The sequence below is a fragment of the Pseudomonas sp. EMN2 genome, from assembly GCF_009650555.1.
Taxonomy (GTDB): domain Bacteria; phylum Pseudomonadota; class Gammaproteobacteria; order Pseudomonadales; family Pseudomonadaceae; genus Aquipseudomonas; species Aquipseudomonas sichuanensis.
Map to the genome: position 1 here is coordinate 22,651 of NZ_VZZR01000015.1, position 22,496 is coordinate 45,146.

At 64.4% G+C, this 22,496-nt stretch carries 23 protein-coding genes; 14 read left to right on the top strand and 9 right to left on the bottom strand.

The window, feature by feature from the left end; genetic code table 11:
* Window positions 1–158: 158 nt before the first annotated feature.
* Window positions 159–938 (top strand): AraC family transcriptional regulator, encoded by a 780-nt coding sequence (locus F6X61_RS06155; RefSeq protein ID WP_153785847.1) that lies wholly within the window; start codon window positions 159–161, stop codon window positions 936–938.
* Here the strand turns inward: F6X61_RS06155 and F6X61_RS06160 are convergent.
* Window positions 926–1,813, bottom strand: coding sequence for a LysR family transcriptional regulator (locus F6X61_RS06160; RefSeq protein WP_153785848.1), 888 nt, complete (start codon window positions 1,811–1,813; stop codon window positions 926–928). The two genes, F6X61_RS06155 and F6X61_RS06160, sit on opposite strands and share 13 nt — an antisense overlap.
* Window positions 1,814–1,995: 182 nt before the next feature.
* On the opposite strand from F6X61_RS06160, the gene moaB reads away from it, so the two are divergent.
* Window positions 1,996–2,535 (top strand): molybdenum cofactor biosynthesis protein B, encoded by a 540-nt coding sequence (gene moaB, locus F6X61_RS06165; RefSeq protein ID WP_153785849.1) that lies wholly within the window; start codon window positions 1,996–1,998, stop codon window positions 2,533–2,535.
* 169 nt (window positions 2,536–2,704) lie between these two features.
* Here moaB and F6X61_RS06170 read toward each other — a convergent pair whose 3' ends face one another.
* Entirely contained in the window at window positions 2,705–4,252 is a 1,548-nt protein-coding gene (locus F6X61_RS06170) for a beta (1-6) glucans synthase (protein WP_153785850.1), read from the bottom strand.
* Window positions 4,253–4,551: 299 nt separating this feature from the next.
* On the opposite strand from F6X61_RS06170, the gene F6X61_RS06175 reads away from it, so the two are divergent.
* From F6X61_RS06175 to F6X61_RS06200, 6 genes are all read left to right on the top strand, one after another.
* On the top strand, window positions 4,552–5,412 hold the full coding sequence (locus F6X61_RS06175; RefSeq protein ID WP_110996340.1) for a glycine betaine ABC transporter substrate-binding protein: 861 nt from the start codon (window positions 4,552–4,554) through the stop codon (window positions 5,410–5,412).
* A gap of 217 nt (window positions 5,413–5,629) precedes the next feature.
* Window positions 5,630–5,941: a DUF485 domain-containing protein gene (locus F6X61_RS06180; RefSeq protein WP_153785851.1), complete on the top strand. Its 312-nt coding sequence runs from the start codon at window positions 5,630–5,632 to the stop codon at window positions 5,939–5,941.
* The gene (locus tag F6X61_RS06185; protein ID WP_110996338.1) at window positions 5,938–7,602 is read left to right on the top strand and encodes a cation acetate symporter; all 1,665 of its coding nucleotides are present in this window, start codon (window positions 5,938–5,940) and stop codon (window positions 7,600–7,602) included. Before F6X61_RS06180 ends, F6X61_RS06185 begins: the two co-directional genes overlap by 4 nt.
* 227 nt (window positions 7,603–7,829) lie before the next feature.
* Window positions 7,830–8,456, top strand: a complete 627-nt coding sequence (locus F6X61_RS06190) for a response regulator transcription factor (RefSeq protein WP_110996337.1) — start codon at window positions 7,830–7,832, stop codon at window positions 8,454–8,456.
* A gap of 40 nt (window positions 8,457–8,496) precedes the next feature.
* Complete coding sequence (locus tag F6X61_RS06195; RefSeq protein WP_178125781.1) at window positions 8,497–12,069, top strand: transporter substrate-binding domain-containing protein; 3,573 nt, start codon at window positions 8,497–8,499, stop codon at window positions 12,067–12,069.
* A 17-nt stretch (window positions 12,070–12,086) separates the two neighbouring features.
* Window positions 12,087–13,298, top strand: a complete 1,212-nt coding sequence (locus F6X61_RS06200; protein WP_153785853.1) for an EAL domain-containing protein — start codon at window positions 12,087–12,089, stop codon at window positions 13,296–13,298.
* A gap of 1 nt (window position 13,299) precedes the next feature.
* Here the strand turns inward: F6X61_RS06200 and F6X61_RS06205 are convergent, their stop codons facing one another.
* A complete protein-coding gene (locus F6X61_RS06205; protein ID WP_110996334.1) occupies window positions 13,300–13,452 on the bottom strand; it encodes a DUF3309 family protein in 153 nt (50 codons plus the stop codon).
* 229 nt (window positions 13,453–13,681) lie between these two features.
* On the opposite strand from F6X61_RS06205, the gene F6X61_RS06210 reads away from it, so the two are divergent.
* Complete coding sequence (locus F6X61_RS06210) at window positions 13,682–14,497, top strand: SDR family oxidoreductase (RefSeq protein WP_153785854.1); 816 nt, start codon at window positions 13,682–13,684, stop codon at window positions 14,495–14,497.
* A 325-nt stretch (window positions 14,498–14,822) separates the two neighbouring features.
* Window positions 14,823–15,005: a carbon storage regulator CsrA gene (gene csrA, locus F6X61_RS06215; RefSeq protein WP_153785855.1), complete on the top strand. Its 183-nt coding sequence runs from the start codon at window positions 14,823–14,825 to the stop codon at window positions 15,003–15,005.
* Here csrA and F6X61_RS06220 read toward each other — a convergent pair.
* Window positions 15,002–15,232 (bottom strand): YheU family protein, encoded by a 231-nt coding sequence (locus F6X61_RS06220; RefSeq protein WP_110996347.1) that lies wholly within the window; start codon window positions 15,230–15,232, stop codon window positions 15,002–15,004. The genes csrA and F6X61_RS06220 overlap by 4 nt on opposite strands.
* Before the next feature lie 94 nt (window positions 15,233–15,326).
* Window positions 15,327–16,799: a nitrous oxide reductase family maturation protein NosD gene (locus tag F6X61_RS06225; RefSeq protein ID WP_153785856.1), complete on the bottom strand. Its 1,473-nt coding sequence runs from the start codon at window positions 16,797–16,799 to the stop codon at window positions 15,327–15,329.
* 243 nt (window positions 16,800–17,042) lie between these two features.
* On the opposite strand from F6X61_RS06225, the gene F6X61_RS06230 reads away from it, so the two are divergent.
* The 3 genes from F6X61_RS06230 to def all read left to right on the top strand — a co-directional run bounded on the left by F6X61_RS06230 (window position 17,043) and on the right by def (window position 18,913).
* A complete protein-coding gene (locus tag F6X61_RS06230) occupies window positions 17,043–17,222 on the top strand; it encodes a CsbD family protein (RefSeq protein ID WP_125465105.1) in 180 nt (59 codons plus the stop codon).
* A gap of 198 nt (window positions 17,223–17,420) precedes the next feature.
* On the top strand, window positions 17,421–18,380 hold the full coding sequence (locus F6X61_RS06235; protein WP_153785857.1) for a YihY/virulence factor BrkB family protein: 960 nt from the start codon (window positions 17,421–17,423) through the stop codon (window positions 18,378–18,380).
* Window positions 18,377–18,913 carry a peptide deformylase gene (def, locus tag F6X61_RS06240; RefSeq protein ID WP_153785858.1) on the top strand — a complete coding sequence of 179 codons (537 nt, stop codon included), beginning with the start codon at window positions 18,377–18,379 and terminating at the stop codon, window positions 18,911–18,913. The genes F6X61_RS06235 and def overlap by 4 nt, the downstream gene beginning before the upstream one ends.
* Here def and F6X61_RS06245 read toward each other — a convergent pair.
* A complete protein-coding gene (locus tag F6X61_RS06245) occupies window positions 18,868–19,317 on the bottom strand; it encodes a GNAT family N-acetyltransferase (protein WP_178125782.1) in 450 nt (149 codons plus the stop codon). The genes def and F6X61_RS06245 overlap by 46 nt on opposite strands.
* 245 nt (window positions 19,318–19,562) lie before the next feature.
* Here F6X61_RS06245 and F6X61_RS06250 point away from each other — a divergent pair, with 245 nt between their 5' ends.
* The gene (locus F6X61_RS06250) at window positions 19,563–19,820 is read left to right on the top strand and encodes a DUF2790 domain-containing protein (RefSeq protein ID WP_125465102.1); all 258 of its coding nucleotides are present in this window, start codon (window positions 19,563–19,565) and stop codon (window positions 19,818–19,820) included.
* Window positions 19,821–19,956: 136 nt separating this feature from the next.
* On the opposite strand, the gene F6X61_RS06255 is transcribed toward F6X61_RS06250, so the two are convergent.
* The 3 genes from F6X61_RS06255 to F6X61_RS06265 all read right to left on the bottom strand — a co-directional run bounded on the left by F6X61_RS06255 (window position 19,957) and on the right by F6X61_RS06265 (window position 22,456).
* A complete protein-coding gene (locus tag F6X61_RS06255; RefSeq protein ID WP_153785859.1) occupies window positions 19,957–20,226 on the bottom strand; it encodes a DUF3077 domain-containing protein in 270 nt (89 codons plus the stop codon).
* Window positions 20,227–20,375: 149 nt separating this feature from the next.
* Complete coding sequence (locus tag F6X61_RS06260; RefSeq protein WP_153785860.1) at window positions 20,376–20,624, bottom strand: hypothetical protein; 249 nt, start codon at window positions 20,622–20,624, stop codon at window positions 20,376–20,378.
* Window positions 20,625–21,091: 467 nt separating this feature from the next.
* Window positions 21,092–22,456, bottom strand: a complete 1,365-nt coding sequence (locus tag F6X61_RS06265; protein WP_256671312.1) for a PLP-dependent aminotransferase family protein — start codon at window positions 22,454–22,456, stop codon at window positions 21,092–21,094.
* Window positions 22,457–22,496: the final 40 nt, after the last annotated feature.

Genomic DNA, 22,496 nt, shown 5'->3' on the forward strand with positions numbered 1-22,496 from the left:
AAAGCGCTGGTGAAGGGCGAGGTTGCTGGATAGGCTGCAGGCCATTGCGGTAATGGCTGTGCGTGGCAATCGCGGGGCAAGCCCGCTCCCACGCCTACTGAGCATCGTGGGAGCGGGCTTGCCCCGCGAGAGGCCGACAATCAGGAGCGAAGATACCGATGCCCCAGCAACCTCTCGCCACCCTCTACCAGCAGCTCGACCAGCACCGCCCCGAGTCCCTGGAGGCGCTGCTTACCGGGGTGGTCTGGCTGCTGCCGATGCTCGACGTCATCGCCAACGCGGCGATCTTCATCAAGGACGAGCAGGCCCGTTACGTGCTGGCCAACCGCACGCTGGTACAGCGCTGCGGCCTCAAGCAACTGCAACCCCTGCTGGGCAAGACCAGCGCCGAAGTCTTCCCGGCCCGGCTCGGCCCCGGCTACACCGAGCAGGACCGCCGCGTGCTGGAGCAAGGCTTGGTGCTGGAGGACCAGCTGGAGCTGCACCTGTACGGCAGCCGCGAACCGGGCTGGTGCCTGACCCACAAGCGCCCGCTCCATGATCGCGCCGGCAGGATCATCGGCCTGGTGGGTATTTCCGTGGATCTGCAATCCGCCGCCGACACCCACCCCGCCTATCAGCGCCTGGCCGCGGTGGACGCGCATATCCGCGCGCATTTTCACCAGCCGATCAGCATGGGCGAGCTGACCCGTATTGCCGGGATTTCAGTGGCGCAGCTGGAGCGCTACTGCAAACGGGTGTTCCACCTGACGCCACGGCAGATGATCCACAAAGCCCGCCTGGAACACGCCCATCAGTTGCTGCATTCGGACCTGCCGATCACCGAGGTCGCCCTGCGCTGCGGCTACACCGACCACAGCGCGTTCAGCCGCCAGTTCCGGCAGCTGACCGGGTTTACCCCGAGGCAGTATCGCCAGGCGACAGCTCAGGAAGGTTGAAACAGTGCCTTGGCCTCGGCGAAGCACTGCTCGGCAATCGCCGAGCGTGGCTCGCTACGGCGTAGCAGCAGGCCCACCGGACTGTGGATGCTGGCGTCGGCCACCGGGATGATCCGCAGGTGCGTGCTCAGCTCCTCCAGGCCGCAATCCAGCGGCATGATCGCGCAGCACACCCCGGCATTGATGGCCTGGATCAGCTGGAAGGTCGAGTCGCTTTCCAGTACCGAATTGGGCTCAAGGCCACGGCTGCGGAAACTCAGATCCAGTGACTGGCGGTAGTGCATGCCCTTGCTCAGCAGGCCAAGCGGAATTTCGCCGAGTTGGTCCCAACGCAGGGTGTCGGCGTCGAACTGAAAATGCCGGGTGTCGTGCAGCAGGCCCATGGTGGTGGTGCTCAGCTCGATCACTTCGAAGAAGCTGGCATTGACCTGGTCGAGGTAGCAGATGCCTAAGTCCAGCTGGTTGCGCGACAGGCCGTCGATGATCTGCTCGGAGCTCAGCGACGACAGCTGGAAGCTCAGCTCGGGGTATTTTTCGCGCAGCGGCAGCAGCAGTTGCATGGGGTTGAAGCTGGCCAGCGGCACGGTGCCCAGGCGCAGGCTGCCGACCACCTGGCCACGGCAGCTGGCGGCCTCGGCCTGCAGGCCATCGTGGGCGGCCAGCAGGGTACGGGCCCAGGCCAGGATGCGCTCGCCGGCCTCGGTGAAACCCTCGAAGCGCTGGCCACGCTTGACCAGCACCAGGTCCAGCTCGTCTTCCAGGTTGCGCAGGCGCATCGAAAGGGTCGGCTGGGTGATATGGCACAGCGCTGCGGCCTGGCCGAAGTGGCGGGTCTGGTCGAGGGCAATGAGGAACTTGAGCTGCTTGATGTCCATGGTGCGGCCTGGCGAGCGGGGTGGCGGGTTCGGCGACCTTAACCAACTCCGCGCGGGCTGGCCAATCTTTAATGGTTACCGGTCGATAGAGGCCCTTGATCGGTTGGTTCGCCGTATCGATTGGACGCAGGCCGAGGCTTGCCTCTAACGTGGCCGCGAGGCCAATCACGGAGCAGAACCCAATGAGTGTCAAACCGGACGCGGTGTTCGTACCACTGAACATCGCCGTGCTGACCGTCAGCGATACCCGCAGTTATGCCAACGACACCTCCGGCGAGCTGCTGGCCAGCCGTGCGGTGGAGGTCGGCCATCGGCTGATCGCACGTGAGCTGCTCAAGGACGACCTGTACAAGATCCGCGCCCAGGTCGCCACCTGGATTGCCGATGAGCAGGTCCAGGTGGTGCTGATCACCGGCGGCACCGGCTTTACCGGCCGCGACAGTACACCCGAAGCGGTCGAGTGCCTGCTGGACAAGCGCATCGATGGTTTTGGCGAGTTGTTCCGCGCGTTGTCGATCCTTGATATCGGCACTTCGACCGTGCAGAGCCGGGCGCTGGCCGGGTTGGCCAACTGCACCCTGGTGTGCTGCCTGCCGGGGTCGACCGGGGCGTGCCGCACGGCGTGGGAGGGGATCCTGGCCGAGCAGTTGGATGCCCGGCATCGGCCGTGCAATTTTGTTGCGCATCTGAAACCGATCGAGTTGTGCGAAAGCCGCGGTTGATGAGTAATGTTGTTCACTCGAGATTGCTGGGGCCGCTTTGCGCCCCTTCGCGGGTAAACCCGCTCCCACAGGATCACGCAAAGTCTGAATCGAGCGGGGTCCATGTGGGAGCGGGTTTACCCGCGAAGGGGCGCGCTGCGACCCCAGTTGGCTTGACTGACCGGCATCTTCAGGCCTTGCGCAAACGCAAACTGCGCCACAACGCCCCGACCATCAACACGCTGACCAGCGCCCAAGCCCATGCTTGCCGGTTTGCCAACCCCTCCTGGTACAACTGCGGCGCCACGCCCGCGCCAACGATGAACGCCAGCAACGCCACCTCCGCCCGAGGCGCACGCACCGGGCGCAGCAGGTAGGCCACCGCCGGCAGCAGCAGCGCCGCGCTGGGGAAGCTGCGATAGCGCGGGTCGAACACCATCGCCAGCATGCTCACCGCCGCCGCGAACCCCGCGGCCAGCAACCACTTGCCAGCATGGCCTTCAAGCCAGGCGAACAACCGCTGCCGCCAGCCATCGCGGCGGGCCAGGGCCAAGGCCGCCTGGGCCAGCACCAGCAGGTTGAGCCCGGCCAGCAGCACGGCCCACAGCCATTCGCCGGCAAACCGTGCATTGGTGCGCATCAGCTCGCCCCACAGCCCCAGGCTGCCGGCGCCCAGCGCGGCCAGCAGCGGCAACAGCAAGGCGGCGCGGGCATTCGCCGGGCGCCCGGCCAGGGCCAGGGTCGCCAGCAGCAACAGCAGCGAGGCCAGCAGCCATTGTGGCCACAGCGCCAGGTTGCTCACCGGCCCTTCGAGCACGCCCTTGTCCTGGCGGTCGGCGTCGTACAGCCCCCAGTAGCCGCCCACCGCGCCTTCACTGGCGCGCTTCCACGGCTGGTCGAAGGCTTCGATCAGGTTGTAGTGCCAGCCATTGGCCTCGGCCAGGGCGACGAAACCACGAATGAAACGCGCCTCGTTGACCCGGCTCGGCACCGCCGTCTCGCGCTGGCGGCCCTCGCTTGGCCAGCCGGTTTCGCCGATCAGGATGTCCTTGGGCGCAAAGCGGTTGCCGAACACCTGACGCACGTCGGCGACATGCGCCAGGGCCGCATCGATGCCACGCGGGTCATCCTCCCAGTAAGGCAGCAGGTGGATGGTGAGGAAATCCACCGCAGGCGCTATCTGCGGGTGCTGCAGCCAGAACTCCCAGACATCGGCGTAGGTAACCGGCACCTTGACCTGGCTTTTCACCTGGTTGATCAGCCCGGCCAGGCGCTCGCCGGTGACTTCCTTGCGCAGCAGCGCCTCGTTGCCGACGATCACCGCGCTGACCACGTCGGGGTTGGCGTTGGCGGCGGCAATCAGCAGCTCGACTTCCTTGTCGGTGTCCACCGGGTTGGCGTTGACCCAGGCCCCCAGCATCACCTTCAGGCCGTGCTTGCGAGCCAGCGCCGGGATGGCTTCAAGGCCGGTCATCGAGTAGGTGCGGATGCACTGGAAACGCTCGGCCAGCAGTGCCAGGTCGGCGTCCATGCGCGCCGGGCGCAAACGGAAGGGCTGGTCGAACGGCGACTGGTCCTTGTCGAACGGCGTGTAGGAGGCGCACTGCAATTTGTGTGTGGGGCTGGCGGCGTCTGGCAGCTGCACCGGCTTGCCGAGGCCGTACCAGAGGGCGCCGAGGCCGAGGAGGGCGAGCAGGCAGGCGAGCAGGTAGGTCGTGCGCAACATCGGGCGGTCCATCGTCGGGTTCGTGAGCAGGGCCGCTGCGCGGCCCATCGCCGGCAAGCCGGCTCCCACGGGGAATCGCATGGACCCAGTGGGAGCCGGCTTGCCGGCGATGGGTCCTGTGCGGGCGAACCTGTGATAGTAGCCCGGCGCCAAGCGTTTGGCATGCAAGGATCGCGCAGGTCGGCGCGGGCTGCTGGCGCTAATGGCACAGTGCTGTCGCTGATCGTTCGCTAAAGGTCGCTGACAGAGCAGGTCGCCTGATGTGTCAGGTTGATGATGGAATCTCCAAGACCTGACGAGGGGATGCTTTGATGGCGACTTTTACAAGAATGCGACGTTTCCTGGGCGTGGGCACTGCTTTGGTACTGGCCATGAGCACTGCGCAAGCCATGGCCAAGGAAGTCAGCATCGGTTACGTGGATGGTTGGTCCGATAGCGTGGCGACCACCAACGTGGCCGCCGAAGTGATCAGGCAGAAGCTCGGCTACGACGTGAAACTGCAGGCCGTGGCCACCGGCATCATGTGGCAGGGCGTGGCCACCGGCAAACTCGACGCCATGCTGTCGGCCTGGCTGCCGGTCACCCATGGCGAGTACTGGGCCAAGAACAAGGACAACGTGGTCGACTTCGGCCCCAACTTCAAGGACGCCAAGATCGGCCTGATCGTCCCCGAATACGTCAAGGCCAACAGCATCGAAGACCTCAAGACCGACCAGAGCTTCAAACAGAAGATCGTCGGCATCGACGCAGGCTCCGGGGTCATGCTCAAGACCGAGCAGGCCATCAAGGATTACGACCTGACCGGCTACAAACTGACCGCCAGCTCCGGCGCGGCAATGACCGCCGAGCTCGGCCGTTCCTATGCCAAGCAGCAATCCATCGCCGTTACCGGCTGGGTGCCGCACTGGATGTTCGCCAAGTGGAAGCTCAAGTTCCTTGAAGATCCCAAAGGCGTGTATGGCGCCGCGGAAACGGTCAACAGCATCGGCAGCAAGGAACTGGCCACCAAGGCCCCGGAAGTGGCCGAGTTCCTGAAGAAATTCCAGTGGCAGTCCAAGGATGAGATCGGCGAAGTGATGCTGGCGATCCAGGAAGGCGCCAAGCCGGAAGCGGCGGCCAAGGACTGGGTGGCCAAGCATCCGGAGCGGGTCAAGGAGTGGACTGGCAAGTAACGGTTGGCCGGAAGGTCCGATCGCGGGGCAAGCCCGCTCCCACGCCGTCCCTCAGGGGGTGGGCGTGGGAGCGGGCTTGCCCCGCGATGCTTTTGTGGTTGTTGCGAAATCTGTAAAACACCCTTGCATCTAAGACTAAGGTCGTCTGGTTGGCGTCCAGCGGCAGCATAAAGTGGAGTCGGGTTCTCCCTACATCTGTGCTGCTAGGACAAAAACAATGAACGACAGCATTTACCAATCGATACAGAACAGTCCGCGCTTCAAGGAACTGGTCACCAAGCGCGAGCGTTTCGCCTGGGTTCTCTCGGCAGTCATGCTCGGCCTCTACTGCGCCTTCATCCTCCTCATCGCCTACGGCCCGCACCTGCTCGGTGCCAAGCTCAGCCCCGGCTCGTCGATCACCTGGGGCATCCCCCTGGGCGTCGGCCTGATCGTTTCGGCATTCGTGCTGACTGCCATCTACGTGCGCCGCGCCAACGGCGAATTCGACGAGTTGAACAAGGCAATCCTCGAGGAGGCCAAGCAATGATCCGTCATGCCAAAGCCCTGGCCGTCCTGGCCTGCGGCGCTTTCGCACCCGCCGTGTGGGCAGCCGATGCCCTGACCGGCGAGGTGCAGAAGCAACCGCTGAACGTTGCCGCGATCGCCATGTTCGTGGCCTTCGTCGCCTTTACCCTGGGCATTACCTACTGGGCCTCCAAACGCAACAACTCTGCCGCCGACTACTATGCCGCCGGTGGCAAGATCACCGGCTTCCAGAACGGTCTGGCGATTGCCGGTGACTACATGTCGGCGGCCTCGTTCCTGGGTATCTCGGCCCTGGTGTTCACCTCGGGCTACGACGGCCTGATCTACTCCATCGGCTTTTTGGTCGGCTGGCCGATCATCCTGTTCCTGATCGCCGAACGCCTGCGCAACCTGGGCAAGTACACCTTCGCCGACGTTGCCTCCTACCGCCTCGGGCAGAAGGAAATCCGCACCCTGTCGGCCTCCGGTTCGCTGGTGGTGGTGGCGTTCTACCTGATTGCGCAGATGGTCGGTGCCGGCAAGCTGATCGAGCTGCTGTTCGGCCTCGACTACCATGTTGCGGTGATCCTGGTCGGCGTGCTGATGTGCCTGTACGTGCTGTTCGGCGGCATGCTCGCCACTACCTGGGTACAGATCATCAAGGCCGTGCTGCTGCTGTCCGGTGCCAGCTTCATGGCGCTGATGGTGATGAAGCACGTGGGCTTCGACTTCAACACCCTGTTCTCCGAGGCGATCAAGGTGCACGCCAAGGGCGAGGCGATCATGAGTCCGGGCGGCCTGGTCAAGGACCCGATCTCGGCGTTCTCCCTGGGCCTGGCGCTGATGTTCGGTACCGCCGGCCTGCCGCACATCCTGATGCGCTTCTTCACCGTCAGTGACGCCAAGGAAGCCCGCAAGAGCGTGCTCTACGCCACCGGCTTCATCGGCTACTTCTACATCCTGACTTTCATCATCGGCTTCGGCGCGATCCTGCTGGTCAGCACCAACCCGGACTTCAAGGACGCCGCCGGCGCCCTGTTGGGTGGCAACAACATGGCGGCGGTGCACCTGGCCGATGCCGTGGGTGGCAGCATCTTCCTCGGCTTCATCTCGGCCGTGGCCTTCGCCACCATCCTGGCGGTGGTTGCCGGCCTGACCCTGGCCGGTGCCTCGGCGGTGTCCCATGACCTGTACGCCAGCGTCTGGCGCAAGGGCAAGGCCAACGACAAGGACGAGATCCGCGTGTCGAAGATCACCACCATCGCCTTGGGCGTACTGGCGATCGGCCTGGGGATTCTGTTCGAGAAGCAGAACATCGCCTTCATGGTCGGCCTGGCCTTCTCCATCGCCGCCAGCTGCAACTTCCCGGTACTGCTGCTCTCGATGTACTGGAAGAAGCTGACCACCCGCGGCGCCATGATCGGCGGCTGGCTGGGGCTGATCAGCGCGGTGGGCCTGATGATCCTCGGCCCGACCATCTGGGTACAGATCCTCGGCCACGAGAAAGCCATCTACCCCTACGAGTACCCGGCGCTGTTCTCGATGCTGATCGCCTTTGTCGGTATCTGGTTCTTCTCGGTAACCGACAAGTCCAAGGCTGCCGAAGACGAACGCGCGCTGTTCTACCCGCAGTTCGTCCGCTCGCAGACCGGCCTTGGGGCCAGCGGTGCGGTTTCGCACTGATCCAACCCTTATATGAAAAGCGCCCCGCTTGCGGGGCGTTTTTTTTGTGCGCTGAAAAGTAGGGAAGGTGGACTCGATCTTAGGAAATTTCTTGTTTGATTTAGGACGCATCGTGCATTCGGGGCCAGGGGCAAGGTGAACAATGTGCCACCAAGGCCCGCAATGGCCGCCTCGCGCGTCTACTCGTACTGCGAGCCAGCAAACCGCTCAACGAAGAGGACAACGCCATGCAAAAAGCCCTCGTGGTGGACGATCACCCTTTTATCCGCGCCAGCGTGTGCCTGCAGTTGCGTCAGGAGCGCCTGGACATCATCGGCCAGGCCGACAACGGCGTCGATGCCGTGCAGCTGGCCCGCGAGCACACTCCCGATCTGGTCATCCTCGACATAATCATGCCCGGCCTGGATGGGCTGCAGGTCATGGCCCGGTTGCGGGCGCTGCCACAGCCGCCGAAGATCCTGGTGCTCACCTCGCAGTTGGCCGAGTGCTTCTCGTTGCGCTGCATGAAGGCCGGGGCTGCCGGCTTCGTGTCGAAGTCCGATGATCTCTGCGAGCTGAGCAAGGCGGTGCTGGCCCTGCGCTCGGGCTACAGCTATTTCCCCGAGGTGTCGCTGAGTTCGGTAAACCGCCAGGACATCCACGCCAGTGAAGCGCAACGCCTTTCCGGCCTCAGCGACCGGGAAGTGATCATCCTCCAGCACCTGTCGCGGGGCCTGAGCAACAAGGCCATCGGCGAAGCCATGCTGCTCAGCAACAAGACCATCAGCACCTACAAAGCCAGGCTGCTGGACAAACTACGGGTCGGTTCGGTGATCGAACTGGCCGACGTCGCCCGTCGCAACCTGCTGATCTAGTGGTCATCCCGTGGGGCTGATACACAGGGGGCTGCTGGCTGTGTTGTTGTGTTGCGCACCGCTTCTGGCCGCCGATCAACTGCCGCAGTTGCACGGCCGCTCGACCTTTTCCGGCCCCCGGTTGACTCCGGACGAAGCGCAGTTGCGCTGGCTGTGGGAGCGACAGCAGCTCCGGCTGGCGGTGGTGAGGCCGGACAACCCACCGCTGGACATCCTTGGTACCGGGCGCGACTACCAAGGGATCAGCGCCGACTATGCCGGGCTGCTGGCCGGGCACCTGCAGTTGCCCGTGCAAATCCGTGTGTATGTTTCGCTCGATGCCGCAATCGAGGCGTTGCGGGCGCATGAAGTGGACCTGCTGGCCAGTGTGACTGCCCGGCAGGCCAGCGATGCCGGCCTGCGGCTATCGCAACCCTATGCGCAAGACCTGCCAGTGGTGGTGCTGCGAGAGGATGAACCAGCGGCCGATGTGCCTTTGCGCGTGGCCATGCGCGAAGGTTACCGCAGACTCGACAGCGTACTCGCTCGATATCCTCAGGCGAAGGTCCAGGTATTCCCTTCCACCCGTGCAGCACTGGGTGCCTTGGCCTTTGGCCAGGCCGATCTTTACCTGGGGGGCGCACTGGAAAGTCAGTACCTGATCCGCAAGGGGCTGGTCGGGCCGCTGGAAGCCTTCGACAGCCCCGGGCTGGAAAACCAGCCGCTGGGGTTCGCCATGCATCCGCACGACACGCCGTTGCACGGCCTGGTCGATACGGTGCTGGCCAGCATCGAGCCGCAGGAGCATGCGCGCATCCGTCGTCGCTGGGGCGGGCAGGGGGTGGTGGAGCGCGGCTCGCTGCAACTGAGTGACAAGGAGTCGAGTTGGGTACAGGGCCAGGGGCCGTTGCGGGTGCTGCTCAACGATCAGTACCCACCCATCAGCTACCGCGACGGAGAGGGGCGTTTGCGCGGGCTGGCGGTGGATGTGTTGCAGCGCATTGGCCGGCGCACCGGCCTGACCTTCGACCTGGTGGCCGGCGGTACCCTGGAGCGCATGATCGAGCGTACCGCCCGGGGCGAGGCCGATCTGATCGCCGGTGTTACGCCCAGCAATGAACGTGAGCAGCACCTGGCGTTCAGCCGCAGTTTTGCCAGTTCGGCGCAGGTGTTGGTCACTGCGGACAACGGCAACGCGGTATCTACCCTGGAGCAACTGACCGGGCAGCGCCTGGCTGTGACCCGCAGCGGCTATCCCAAGGCGTATTTGCGCCAGCACTATCCGGACATCCACCTGGTCGAGTCCGATGGGCCGGTGGATGCGGTCTGGCGCGTGGCCAGCCGCCGTGCCGATGCTGCGCTGGTGCCCATGATCGGTGCACGGGCGTTGACCGAGCGGCTGGCGCCGACACGCCTGAAGATCAGTGCCAGCCTCGCCCTGGAGCCGGCCTATTTCGCTTTCGCCAGCCCACGAGGCGCGCTGGAGCTGCAGGCGATCCTCGACAAGGCGCTGCTCAGCCTGTCTCCCCAGGAAATGGACGCATTGGCCCGCCGTTGGCGCAGCGAGGTGATCGTTGCCGACAGTTTCTGGCAACGCTATCGGCAGGAGGTACTGCAAGGTTTTGCCGCAGTCGCCCTGTCGCTGTTGCTGGCACTGGCCTGGGTCCGCTACCTGCGCCGGCTGGTGCGGGTGCGCGAGCAGGCCGAGCGCGAACTGGCCGACCAGTTGGTTTTCATGCGCGTGATGATCGACGGCACACCACATCCGATCTACGTCTGCGACCAGCACGGCTGCCTGCTGACCTGCAACAACAGTTACCTGCAGGCCTTGCAGGTCAGCCAGGCGGCGGTCATTGGCCAGCCTTTGGGCCAGAGTGAGGCACTGGCTTGGCAGGGCGCCTGGCGCGAGGTGCTGGCCAGCGGCCGGGTGCATGTCGAAGACCTGCAGGTCAGCCTGGGCGAAGGTCGGCAAAGGACCCTGTCTCACTGGATGCTCCCTTACCGCGGTCTGCGTGATGGCCAGGCCGGGGTGATCGCCGGCTGGATCGATGTCACCGAACGCCAGCACCTGCAGGTGCAGTTGCAGGCGGCCAAGGATGATGCCGACAGCGCCAACCAGGCCAAGACTCACTTCCTCGCCACCATGAGCCATGAGATACGCACGCCGCTCAACGCCGTGCTGGGTATGCTCGAACTGGCCTTGCGCAAGGCCGAGCAGGGGGTGCTCGACCGCTTGTCGATCGAAGTCGCCTCGGACGCGGCGCGCAGCCTGCTCGAGCTGATCGGCGACATCCTCGACGTTACCCGCATCGAAACCGGTCACCTGCAGTTGGCGCCGCAGCCGGTGTGTCTGCAACAGCATGTGGCCGAGGTGGTGCAACTGTTCGAGCAGCAGGCACGCAGCAAGGGGCTGCAACTGCTGCTGGAGCTGGAGGGGCCGGCGGACGCCGAGGTACTGCTCGACCCGCTGCGCTTCAAGCAGATCCTTGCCAACCTGCTGAGCAACGCGATCAAGTTCACCCACCGTGGCAGTGTCCGGGTAAGCCTGCGCAGCGCCGTGCAGGTAAGTGCGATGGCGGTCGAGCTGACCGTGGAGGACACCGGTATCGGCATTCCCGAGGCGGAGCTGTCACGGCTTGGCGGGCTGTTCTGGCAGGCCAGCAACAACCGCCAGTCTGCACGGCGCGGGGCGGGGCTGGGCCTGTCGATCAGCCGTACCTTGTGCGAGTTGATGGGCGGGCACATGCACCTGCGCAGCACCCTGGGCGTGGGCACGCGGATCGATCTGGCACTGCGGCTCGAGCGGGTCAAGGCCCGCGAAGCGCTGGCGGCGCAGGAGGCGCCCGACGCCCTGCTGGCAAAGAGTGAGAGCTTGCGGGTACTGGTGGTCGATGACTATCCGGCCAATCGCCTGCTGCTGGCCAATCAGCTGGGCTACCTAGGCCATCGCGCCAGCGTTGCCGAAGATGGCGCCCAAGGCTTGCGCGCGTGGTTGCAGGGCGATTTCGATGTGGTGATCAGCGACTGCAACATGCCCGTGCTCGATGGCTACACCCTGGCCCGGGCGATTCGCCTGCACGAGCGCCGGCAGGGGCGCCGGGCCTGCCGGGTGCTGGGGCTGACGGCCAATGCGCTGGTAGGTGAGCGCCTGCGCTGCGAGCGTGCTGGCATGGATGCCTGCCATTTCAAGCCGTTGGGGCTCAAGGCCCTCGCCCAAGCACTGATGGGCATGCCGCGGGTGAGTGACGATGCGCCCGTCGCCGTGGGCGACGGCTTCGACCTGAGCAGCCTGGAGCGTCTGACCGGGGGCGACCAGCAGGCGCTGGACGCGCTGCTCAATGACCTGCTGGCCAGCAACCGCAAAGACCTTGGCCAACTGCTCGGCCATGGCGAAAACGAGGATCTGGGGGCACTGGCTGCGCTGGCTCACCGGATCAAGGGTGGGGCGCGCATCATTCGCGCCCGCAAGGTGATCGAGGCCTGCGAGCAGGTCGAGCGCAGCTGTGCCGGCGGCACGCTCCCGCCCGGGCAACTGGAGGCCGTTTGCCAGGCGCTGAGTGAGCTTGAACGGGTGTTGCAGCGCTACAGCACACAGAACAGCGCCGCACGTGACAGGCACGTCGGTCAGAGTTGAGCAGCGAGAGGTGGAACATGGAGGTAGACGGGTTGCGGGTGCTGGTAGTCGAAGAGCACCGCTTCCAGCGGGTGATCGCGGTGAAGACCTTTGGTTACCTGGGATGTGCCGAGGTGTTGCAGGCACAGGATGCCAATGAAGCCCTGTTAGGTCTGCAGCAGACCGGACGGGTCGATCTGGCGGTGTGTGCCCTGACGGGCGGGAGCGACGGCAGCATGGATACCCTGGAGTTCCTCCATCGGCTGGGCAAGGCCAGGTTGGCGGGTGCGGTGCTGTTGACCAGCAGCCTGAGCCCGAGCATGCGCCGCGGCGTACAGCAACTGGTGGAGCGGCTAGGCATGCGTTTCATCGCCGACATGGATCCGCCCTTGTCGGTGGAGATGCTGCGCCAGTGCCTGCCGAATCCGCTGCCGCCGGATACCGCCTCACCCCGCCCGGCGGTGCTCTGGCCGGGTGAGGAAGGGGTGCGCCGCGGCATGCGCGACGGGCAGTTCACGGCGTTCTATCTGCCCAGTTTCGACCTGCGCGACGGGCGCATCACTGGCGTTGACCTGATACCGTTCTGGCACCATCCGCTGATGGGGGTGCTGGCACCGGAGATCTTCCTGCCCGTCGTGGAGCGTTGTGGCTTGCTCGATGAACTGGCGTTGCTACTGCTTGAGCAGGGCCTGGCGCTGCACAGCGAACTGCAGGGCGAGGGGCGCCGGTTGCGCATCACCCTGCGCCTGCAGGGGCCGCAGTTGCGGGGCCGCTCGCTGGTGTTGCGCATTCGCACCTTGCTGCACCAGCAGCGCTTCGACATGCGTCACCTGTGCTTCGAGCTGAGCGGGCGCAGCCTCTACCACATCACCGTGGTGGAGCTTGAGAACTTGCTGCGCCTGCGGGCGCTGGGCTGCGAGCTGAGCCTGGCCGAGTTCGGCAGCGACCAGGCCGGCAGCCAGCTGTTGTGCCAGTTGCCGTTCACCCGGATCAAACTGGCCGAGCGCTTCATTCGCGGCTTGCCCCACGAAGCCCGGTGCCGTGCGGTGGTGCAGCATTGCCTGAACCTGGCGCTGGCCCTCGAACAGCACCTGACGGTGGTCGGGGTCTCCAGCGCAGAACAGCACCTGGCCTTGCTGGGGATGGGCTGCGAGAGCGCCCAGGGCGACTACCTCGCCCTGCCGCTGGACCGCGAGGCGCTGTTGCGGCGCCTGCGCGGTGATTTGCGCCTGGTGCCGCCGCGTGGCTAGGTCAGATATGCCCCAGCAACACCAGGATCAACAGCACCACCAGCACCACGCCGACGATGCCTGAAGGGCCATAACCCCAACTGCGCGAGTGGGGGAAGACTGGTAAGCCACCGATCAGCAGCAGGATCAGGATGATGATGAGGATCGTGGTCATGGCGGAGTCCTTGCGTGGTTGGGGGTCAAGGGCCGCGGAACAATGCTGGCCGCTCTTAGTTTCCGACCGGTGCGCGCCGGTAAAGATTCAATCTGCTGTCGGTACACGCCGGCCAGTTCCCCGGCGTCGCCCGATACCCTCACATTCAGCGGCCTGATGCCACACCGGCGCAACCCTGCTTGTCGCTAGACTGCCGGGCATTCCCACTGTTCAGGACAAGGCAGCGACCATGCACAAGCGAATGATGATCACCGGGGCCGGTTCCGGCCTGGGCCGTGAGATTGCCCTGCGCTGGGCCCGTGAGGGCTGGCAGCTGGCGTTGGCCGATGTCAACGAGGTGGGCCTGCGCGAGACACTGGAGCTGGTGCGCGCCGTCGGTGGCGACGGTTTTGTCCAGCGCTGCGACGTGCGCGACTACAGCCAGCTCACCGCCCTGGCCCAGGCCTGTGAACAGCGCCTGGGGGGCTGCGACGTGATCGTCAACAACGCGGGGGTGGCCTCGGGCGGCTTCTTCAGCGAGCTGTCGCTGGAAGACTGGGACTGGCAGATCGCGGTCAACCTGATGGGCGTGGTCAAGGGATGCAAGGCGTTCCTGCCGCTGCTCGAACGCAGCCGTGGGCGGATCATCAACATCGCCTCCATGGCCGCGCTGATGCAGGGCCCGGGCATGAGCAACTACAACGTGGCCAAGGCCGGGGTGCTGGCGCTGTCGGAAAGCCTGCTGGTGGAGCTGCGCCAGGTCGGGGTGGCGGTGCACGTGGTTTGCCCGTCGTTCTTCCAGACCAACCTGCTCGATTCGTTCCGTGGGCCGACCCCGGCAATGAAAGCACAGGTGGGCAAGTTGCTGGAAGGTTCGCCCATCAGTGCTGCCGATATTGCCGAGTACATTCATGCACAGGTGGCCGCCGGCGAATTCCTCATCTTGCCCCACGAAGCCGGTCGCCAGGCATGGCAGCTCAAGTGCCAGGCGCCCCAGCGGCTGTATGACGAAATGGCCGATATGGCGGTCAAGATGCGCGCCAAGGCCGGCAAAAGTGCTGGTTGAGCCTAATGCCCGTCAGTTAGTGCTTCATCGCCACCAATGGGGCTGCCTTGCAGCCCTTCGCGGGTAAATCGCAGCGGCGAACCGCCGCTCCCACAGCTACAGCGTTAGCTAGAGATTTTGTGCAATCCTGTGGGAGCGGGTTTACCCGCGAAGGGTCGCGCAGCGGCCCCAATTGGCTTAACTGACTGGCATTATGGTTAAGCCGCATTTTTGTAGGACCTTTTACCTATGCGAGTAGGCTAGGTCTATTTCACCCCAGAGCGATTGAGTAGGAGAAAGCCATCAAGGCAGTCTCCGGTTTTCCATATGGCTGGAGGATCGGAGCATGTTGGTAATCGGGCGTGAAGTGGGTGAGGTGATTTTCATCGGGGACGACATCAGCATCCAGGTGGTGTCGGTCGAGAATGGCCAGGTTCGCTTCGGCATCAGCGCACCGCGCCATGTCGATGTACACCGGGTGGAGGTGTACAAGCGGATCAAAGAGCAGCAGGCGAAAGTGCAGGCCTAGGGCGCCAGCAGTTCCGCCGGCACATCATGCCGGGCCAGCAGCTGGCATTGCTCGCTCTCGAAATCGAACAGGATGAATGCCTGCTTCCTGGCCAGCGCCTGGCGCACCCGCAGTACACGGGTTTCCAGTGGCGTGTCGTCGCCGTTGTCGGTGCCGTCGCGGGTGACGAAGTCCTCGATCAGGCGGGTGAGGGTGTCGGCTTCGAGTTGCTCGTAGGGAATCAGCATGGCGATGGACAGTGGTGGTGGGAAAGTACCCATGCTACGTGAAATCGGCAGTGGCTGCCTTGCCGCCAGCTTGGTGGCGACAAGGCCGGTTGCCTCAACGACGAAGTGCTTTGCTCAACGCTGAAGTTGCGCCATCAGCGGTGGTGACGGTCGCGGTGAAGCTTTGCAGCCCTTCGCTTTGGACAAGCGCCTGAGCAAACCGCGCCTGACCCTTGGCATCGCTTTTGATCAGCACTTCACCCAGATACTGCTCGGCCTCGGTCGCCTCGGCCTGGGCATTGCCGAACAGCTCGACCCGCAGCAGGCTCGATGCCGGCCCCTGCACCTCGCCGCGCAGCACATTGCCCTCCAGGGCGATCAGAGTCGGCGGTTGCTGGTTGTGGTTGGGCAGCGGCTGGCAAGGTTTGGGTTCGCCCTTGGGGTCGCAGATGATTGCCTGGTCCTGCTTCGCCAACTGCGCCCCGATGCCGCGCGAGCCCACGTACAGCGCGTGGGCCTGGGCCGGCACGCCGAAGACGATGGCGCCGGTGCGCTGGTCGGCCACGCACGAACCCCCGGCCTCGCAGCGGCGGATATCCTGGCTGTTACTCCAGATGCGGTTGGCGGTGAGGCGGGTGGCGGTGATGTCCGGCTCTGGCCTTAACGCTACGCCGATACGGTTGCCGTGGATCAGATTGCCGTCGAGGACGTTGCCCTCGCCGGTGACGCTGACGCCGATGGAGTTGCCGCTGAAGGTGTTGGCGGCCAGGTAGTTGCGCTTGCCCCAGTTGATCTGCAGGCCGTCAGAATAGTTTTCGAAGCGGTTACGCACCACGCTGTTGTCGTTGCCCAGCAGGATCTCGATGCCCTGGGAAGGTTCCGGGTTGGCTGGGGTGGAGCGGAACAGATTGTCGGCGACCAGGTTGAACGCCGCGCCACGGGTCAGCTCCAGGCCATCGCCGTTGTCGATCAGCTGGTTGCGCAGGACCTTGTTGTTGTTCGTGGTGGTGGCGGTCGGGTTGCCGGCGCCGTCGTCGCCGGTCAGCATGATGCCGGCGCCGCCCTTGTTGGCGACGATCAGGTTGTCTTCGATGACGTTGTGGCTGGCGCGGTTGACCAGGATGCCGATGCAGAAGTTACGCACTTCCAGGCCCTGGATGTGCACGCCTTGGGTATCGCGCAGTACCAGGCCGGGGTTGGTGGTGGTGCGCACGTTGGTGCCGTACTGGCCGGGCAGGGCGCCTGGGCAGGTGTGCACGCCTTGGTCCTTGATGTAGCCCGAGCCATCGATGGTGATGTACTGGCCGTCGCGGGCCCAGGCCAGGCCGGTGATGCTGACTGGCCCCTTGATTTCCGGCAGCGCTCGGGCCGGGCGGATCACATGGGGCGGTTTACCCACGGCGGCGATATCGATGCGGTAGTGACCGGGGTTCAGGTTGCTGGTTTCGATGGCCCAGCGCAGGCTGCCGGGCTGGCCGTCGTCGGCATAGCGGTTGACGGTCAGCGTCTGCATCTGGGCAGGCGCGGCGGCGTGGGCGGGCAAGGGGAGCAGCGGCAGCAGGGCTGCCAGCGCAGGCATCAAGCGCATGGTGCGGGGTTCCACTGACTGTTTGTTGTTATGTGCCGCGCCGTGTACGGGCGGGCTGTCTGGGGGCGATTCTAGGGCAGCCGTTCGGCTTCGCGGCGCCGTGGCAGGTGAATCGGTGCGGTATTCGCCCGCTGTTTGCCGTTCGGCTGGCGGCAATCGAACCGATTGAAACTCTGGCAAAGGGGCGCGGGTCGACCCCCTGTCGGCACGATTTTCCGTGTCTTTCGCGCAAGGAGACATCCCATGAGTGGCACCAAAGACAAAGCCAAAGGTCTGGCCAACGAGGCCGTGGGCAACATCAAGCAAGGCGTCGGCAAGGTGACCGACAACGATCGGCTGCGCGCCGAAGGCAAGGCCCAGGAGCTCAAGGGCGAGGCGCAGCAGGCGGTGGGCAAGGCCAAGGATGCGCTGAAGAAGCCTTGAAACTGGAGAGTTGATCTCGGTGCAAGTCGCATCGGCGCACCGCCGCTCCCACGACGTGGGGGCGGGTGAGGCGTTTTTCTTAACCTGCACACTGAGCAACCACGGCGGCGGCAGGGTCTATTAGACTTGTCTGCATTGACAGGCCTTTCCCTGTAGTGAACTAGACCCTCAGATGATCAAGCGGCGAAAGGAGACGCTATGATTTTCCCCGACCTGCGCGGCCTGCCCCTGCACCGCGTGCTGGTGCGCACCGTCAAGGAGTTCCTTGACGACGAGATGTCCACCTATGCCTCCGCGCTGGCCTATCAGATGCTGTTCTCGCTGTTCCCCTTCCTGCTGTTCCTGATCGCCCTGATCGGTTTCCTGCATTTGCCGGATTTCTTCTCCTGGCTGCGCCTGCAGTCGGAGCTGGTGCTGCCACCGCAGGCGCTGGAGCAGGTCAACCCGGTGATCGACCAGTTGCAGCAATCCAAAGGTGGCCTGCTCTCGGTGGGTATCGTGATTGCCCTGTGGACCGCGTCGGCGGGCGTGCGCCTGATGATGAGCGCGATGAACGCCGCGTATGACGTGCCCGAAGGGCGGCCTTTGTGGAAGCGGATTCCGTTGTCGGTGATCTACACCATCGGCATCGCCGGCATGCTGCTGGCCGCCGCTGCGCTGATGGTGCTCGGGCCACAGGTCATGGAGTGGATCGCCGCCCAGGTGGGCCTGCAGGAGGCGGTGGTCATCGTCTGGACCGTGCTGCGCTGGCCGGCGATCATCATCCTGATGATGGTCGCGGTGGCGCTGATCTATTTCGTGATGCCCGACGTGAAGCAGAAATTTCGCTTCATCACCCCTGGCTCGGTGCTGGCGGTGGTGGTGTGGATCATCGCGTCTTTGGGCTTTGCCTATTACGTGAAGACATTCGCCGATTACAACGCCATGTACGGCAGTATTGGTGCGATCATCGTGCTCTTGCTGTATTTCTACATTTCTGCCGCCGTGCTGCTGCTGGGGGCGGAGATGAACGCGGTGATCGAGCATATGTCGAGCGAGGGCAAGAACCCTGGCGAGAAGGACTTTGCCCATGACAATCCGCAGGAAACCATCACCGTACTTGGCCATGAGCACCCGGTGACACCCGAACCTCACCCCCACGAGTCGAACACCCGATGATCCGTGACATCCTCAAGATGGGCGACGAACGCCTGCTGCGCATCGCCCCGCCCGTGCCCGCACAGATGATCGGCAGCGCCGAGCTGCAACAGTTGATCGACGACATGTTCGAGACCATGCGCCACGTTGGCGGTGTGGGGCTTGCGGCGCCGCAGATCGGTATCGACCTGCAGCTGGTGATCTTCGGTTTCGAGCGCAGCGAGCGCTACCCGGAAGCCGAGGCGGTGCCCACGACCATTCTGTTGAACCCGGTGATCACGCCGATGGCCACGGAGGTCGAGGACGGTTGGGAAGGCTGCCTGTCGGTGCCGGGCCTGCGGGGTGTGGTGCCACGTTACAAGCACATCAGCTATTCGGGCATCGACCCGCAGGGCAACCCGATCAACCGCTTCGCCGACGGCTTCCATGCCCGGGTGGTGCAGCATGAATGTGACCACCTGATCGGCCGGCTCTACCCCTCGCGCATCCAGGATTTCAGCAAGTTCGGCTACACCGAGGTGCTGTTCCCCGGGCTTGATGTGGCCGAGGACTGATTGCGCACCAGCGCCAGCAACGGCTTGCTGCGCCGGTAGCGGGCCAGGCGCGAGGCCAGGGCTTCGGGCAACTGCTCGGTAACGCTGAAGCCCAGACGCTCATAGAAGGGTGCCAGTTGCGGCTCACAGAACAGCCAGGTCGGGCCAGCAGTGCCTTGCAGGCCTGCTTCGATCAGCCGTGCTGCCACCCGCTGGCCACGCCAGTCCGGCACGACGAACAGCCCGGTCAGCCAGCGGCCGTCCGCCACGGTTATCAGGTTCATCCCCGCGATCATCTCGCCCGCGCGCGCCACCCACTGCTCGCCCTCGCCGGCGGCGCGCATGCGTGAGCCGTGCTGGCGGTAGAAATGGTCCAGCAGGCGGCGTTGCAGGTGGGGGAGGAGAGTGAAGGTCAGTGTGGACATGATCAGGCGGGTAACAATCAGGGCCTGGCTTTGTCGCAGATTGTTGCAAAACCGGCAAGGGTGATTGTCCTACTTCGGGGTTCAACTATTCCAGGCGGGGAGTAGAATTTTCCCCATCCCCCCAGCAGTACGACAAAGCGGGATCGGTACTTCGTGTCATTGGCATCGCCGATGACAACTTCTCCGCGCCATTGACGGCATCAGAAGTCACTCGATCAGCTTGATAGCCATCAAGGTCGTTGCCCATGAAAGCTCTACTGATTCTTGCATTGGTCGGTATGTCCTCGTTCGCCCTGGCAGACGAGGCCAAGCCCGCCGCCAGCCAACCTGTGGTCGAGCAGTACGACTACTCCACCAACCTCGACATCAAGCGCGTGATCAACCTGTCGACCATTCCCAACGTCTGTGAAGTGGTACCCGCCACCATGACCTATGAGGATCATCAAGGGCAGGTGCACACGCTGCAGTATCGTGCCATGGGCGAGGGCTGTCAGCAGGGTTGAGTCTGACCCTTTCATCACCGACAGGCCGCTGTACCCTGAACTTGTACGCCCACTCTAGGAGCGGCCTTGTGCCGCGAAAGGGCCGCAGAGCAGCACTTTCGCGACACGAGGTCGTAGCTGAGGCAGATGTGGAAGTTCAGTGCTTCATCCCCAATTCGGCATCATCCATCAGCGCCTTGGCCAGCGCGCTCAGGTAATACGACGCCCAGAGCAGTTGCGGCTTTTCCTCCATGATCCCGGCGATGGTCAGGTCACGCACGCAGCCCATCAGCTCCGAAGCCTGGTCCCGCGCATGCTGGCAAGGGATGCCGGGCTCGATGCAGAACAGCGGGTCGGTCTTGCCTTCGCCTTGGTAGAACTTGGTTTTGCCCGCAGTGGTACGGGGCGTGGTGTCGTCTGTGTTCATGGCTCACTCTCCCTGAAATGATCGGTGCCTGGGCGGGCCCTATCGCGGGGCAAGCCCGCTCCCACGCCCTCCAGCCCGCAGCGTTATGCCTGCGTGGGAGCGGGCTTGCTCCGCGATAGCGCCAGACCAGGCGACATAAGACCTACGGCCTAGTGGAACGCCCGGCGCTCCATCTGCGGCATCTGCACCTGAATCAACGCTGACTCAAGCAGCACCCGCAGCGCCTCGATCTCATGCATCAACGCCATGATCAGAATTGACGTGGGCGACTTGGACTGCTGGACCGAAATGGCCTGTTGCGCCACAGCCTGCGCGCACAGGGCGTACTCCGTGGCCTGGATCAGGGTGTCTTCAAGAGAGTGATGGTTGTGGGGTGGATCGGGGACGATCTTCAACATGGTGAACTCCCAGCTTCATGAAATGAAGCCACCACGATTTGCTGTCAAACAAGTGGGTGGCGGCGGTACGTGGGTTGACAGACCGAGGAAGCTAGGAACCCGGCGCACTTGAAAGTGCCCCACGCACAACCGCCATAAAAGCCAATTGATGCGTTGGTAACTTCGGTCGGCCTGTCAAAGCCGGTCGTTGAATTTGCAACGACTGGCCGAGACTAGAACCCGACCCATACCACCGCAATGGCTTGAAAGGGGTTTGGAGTATGTTTGGGAAATGGACTACAGGGAATGGGGAAAGTCTTAAAGACTTGGGGGCAAGATTGAATCAGTGAAGCGGGCGCCACTGTCGTGGCGCATCGCTGGCAAGCCAGCTCCCACAGTGGGCGGCGCAAGGTTCAGGCATGGCACATACCTGTGGGAGCCGGCTTGCCGGCGATGAGGCCCGTACAGGCAATTCAACCCAGCGTCTCTTACCCCTGTTCCGCCATCACCCGGGCAACCACCTCCAGCCCCTGTTTCAACTGGGCGCGGCCAAGTGCCGCCGACAGGCTGATCCGCACCGCCTGCAGCGTCTGAGTACCAATCGCGAACACACTCGCCGGGACCACCTCGACGCCCTGCGCGCGGCAGCGCACCACCAGCGTTTCGGCATCGCCGGGCGTGGCGACCCAGGCATGCGGTGAAGGCACTGCTCCGGCCACCAGGTGATCGCCCAATATCGCCCGCGCCAGGCGCCAGCGCTCGCTGATTTCCTGCCGTTGCCAGGCTAGTCGACGTGCGGCGGTGCCGTCGGCAATCCACTGGCAGGCAATGTGCAAATTCAGCGGCGAAACCGGCCAGTGGGTGGCCTGGGCATGGGGGTCGATCTGTTCGAGCAAGCCCGGGCGGGCGGCGATCCAGCCCAGGCGTAGCCCGGCGGCGACCGTCTTGGACAGGCTGCTGATCAGGATGCCGCGGCCTTCCAGCAACGGATAGAGCGGTGGGTTGTCCGAGAGCGCCCCATACACGTCATCTTCGATCACCAGCAGTTGGTGGCGCCTGACCACCTCGGCCAAGGCCTGGCGCCTGGCGTCGCTCGGGCAGGCAGCGGTCGGGTTGTGCAGGGTCGGGGTGGTTACCAGCAGGCGAGCACCGCTGGCGCGGGCAACCCGGTCCAGTTGCTCTGGGCACAGGCCCTGCTCATCCAGCGCTACACCGTGCACCGGCAGGCGCAGTTGGCGACAGGCGGCCTTGATGCCCGGGGCGGTCAGCGCCTCGACCATGACCGGTTCACCGGCCTGGCACAGCGACTGCAATATCGTGGTCAGGCCTTGCTGGGCACCGCCGCACAGCAGCAGTTCATCCGGCGCCAGGGCCAGGCCGCGGTTGGCCAGCCAGCGGGCACCCTGCACTCGGCCGAGCAGCAGTTGTTCGGGGCCCAGGTAGTGTTCGAGCAGGGCGGTTTCACCCTGGCCGAGCAGGGTCAGCAAGCTGTGTCGCAGGTCCAGGTTGTGCGGGTCGGCTACCGGCACGTTGGTCGACAGGTCGATGACCGCCTGCTGGTGGTCCGGCTGCTTGAGACGGAACAGCGTCGCCTCCTTGCTGCCCGCCAGCACATAGGTGCCACGCCCCACCTCGCCGGACACCAGGTGCCGCGCCGCCGCTTCGCGGTAGGCCTGCTGCGTGGTGCTGGGGTTGAGGCCGAGGGTCCAGGCCAGCCGTCGCTGGGGCGGCAGGCGCTCACCCACCTTGAGTTCTCCGCGTTCGATGGCCTCGGCAATGGCTGCCACCAGTGCCAGGTAACGCGGCTGGCCGTCATCGGCCAGGGTTGGAGTCCACACGATATTGCCACCCATGCAATATAACTTTGGACCCATACAATGCCCGGCGCTTAGG

Excerpts from the sequence above, each read along its gene's own strand:
- F6X61_RS06220 (WP_110996347.1), bottom strand. The coding sequence starts at position 15,232 with ATGCTGATTCCCTACGAGCAACTCGAAGCCGACACCCTCACCCGCCTG.
- F6X61_RS06175 (WP_110996340.1), top strand. The coding sequence starts at position 4,552 with ATGGCGACTTTTACAAGAATGCGACGTTTCCTGGGCGTGGGCACTGCT.
- csrA (WP_153785855.1), top strand. The coding sequence starts at position 14,823 with ATGTTGGTAATCGGGCGTGAAGTGGGTGAGGTGATTTTCATCGGGGAC.
- def (WP_153785858.1), top strand. The coding sequence starts at position 18,377 with ATGATCCGTGACATCCTCAAGATGGGCGACGAACGCCTGCTGCGCATC.
- F6X61_RS06190 (WP_110996337.1), top strand. The coding sequence starts at position 7,830 with ATGCAAAAAGCCCTCGTGGTGGACGATCACCCTTTTATCCGCGCCAGC.
- F6X61_RS06205 (WP_110996334.1), bottom strand. The coding sequence starts at position 13,452 with ATGACCACGATCCTCATCATCATCCTGATCCTGCTGCTGATCGGTGGC.
- F6X61_RS06170 (WP_153785850.1), bottom strand. The coding sequence starts at position 4,252 with ATGGACCGCCCGATGTTGCGCACGACCTACCTGCTCGCCTGCCTGCTC.
- F6X61_RS06265 (WP_256671312.1), bottom strand. The coding sequence starts at position 22,456 with ATGGGTGGCAATATCGTGTGGACTCCAACCCTGGCCGATGACGGCCAG.
- moaB (WP_153785849.1), top strand. The coding sequence starts at position 1,996 with ATGAGTGTCAAACCGGACGCGGTGTTCGTACCACTGAACATCGCCGTG.
- F6X61_RS06225 (WP_153785856.1), bottom strand. The coding sequence starts at position 16,799 with ATGCGCTTGATGCCTGCGCTGGCAGCCCTGCTGCCGCTGCTCCCCTTG.
- F6X61_RS06155 (WP_153785847.1), top strand. The coding sequence starts at position 159 with ATGCCCCAGCAACCTCTCGCCACCCTCTACCAGCAGCTCGACCAGCAC.
- F6X61_RS06230 (WP_125465105.1), top strand. The coding sequence starts at position 17,043 with ATGAGTGGCACCAAAGACAAAGCCAAAGGTCTGGCCAACGAGGCCGTG.
- F6X61_RS06260 (WP_153785860.1), bottom strand. The coding sequence starts at position 20,624 with ATGTTGAAGATCGTCCCCGATCCACCCCACAACCATCACTCTCTTGAA.
- F6X61_RS06255 (WP_153785859.1), bottom strand. The coding sequence starts at position 20,226 with ATGAACACAGACGACACCACGCCCCGTACCACTGCGGGCAAAACCAAG.
- F6X61_RS06245 (WP_178125782.1), bottom strand. The coding sequence starts at position 19,317 with ATGTCCACACTGACCTTCACTCTCCTCCCCCACCTGCAACGCCGCCTG.
- F6X61_RS06235 (WP_153785857.1), top strand. The coding sequence starts at position 17,421 with ATGATTTTCCCCGACCTGCGCGGCCTGCCCCTGCACCGCGTGCTGGTG.
- F6X61_RS06250 (WP_125465102.1), top strand. The coding sequence starts at position 19,563 with ATGAAAGCTCTACTGATTCTTGCATTGGTCGGTATGTCCTCGTTCGCC.
- F6X61_RS06200 (WP_153785853.1), top strand. The coding sequence starts at position 12,087 with ATGGAGGTAGACGGGTTGCGGGTGCTGGTAGTCGAAGAGCACCGCTTC.
- F6X61_RS06185 (WP_110996338.1), top strand. The coding sequence starts at position 5,938 with ATGATCCGTCATGCCAAAGCCCTGGCCGTCCTGGCCTGCGGCGCTTTC.
- F6X61_RS06180 (WP_153785851.1), top strand. The coding sequence starts at position 5,630 with ATGAACGACAGCATTTACCAATCGATACAGAACAGTCCGCGCTTCAAG.
- F6X61_RS06210 (WP_153785854.1), top strand. The coding sequence starts at position 13,682 with ATGCACAAGCGAATGATGATCACCGGGGCCGGTTCCGGCCTGGGCCGT.
- F6X61_RS06160 (WP_153785848.1), bottom strand. The coding sequence starts at position 1,813 with ATGGACATCAAGCAGCTCAAGTTCCTCATTGCCCTCGACCAGACCCGC.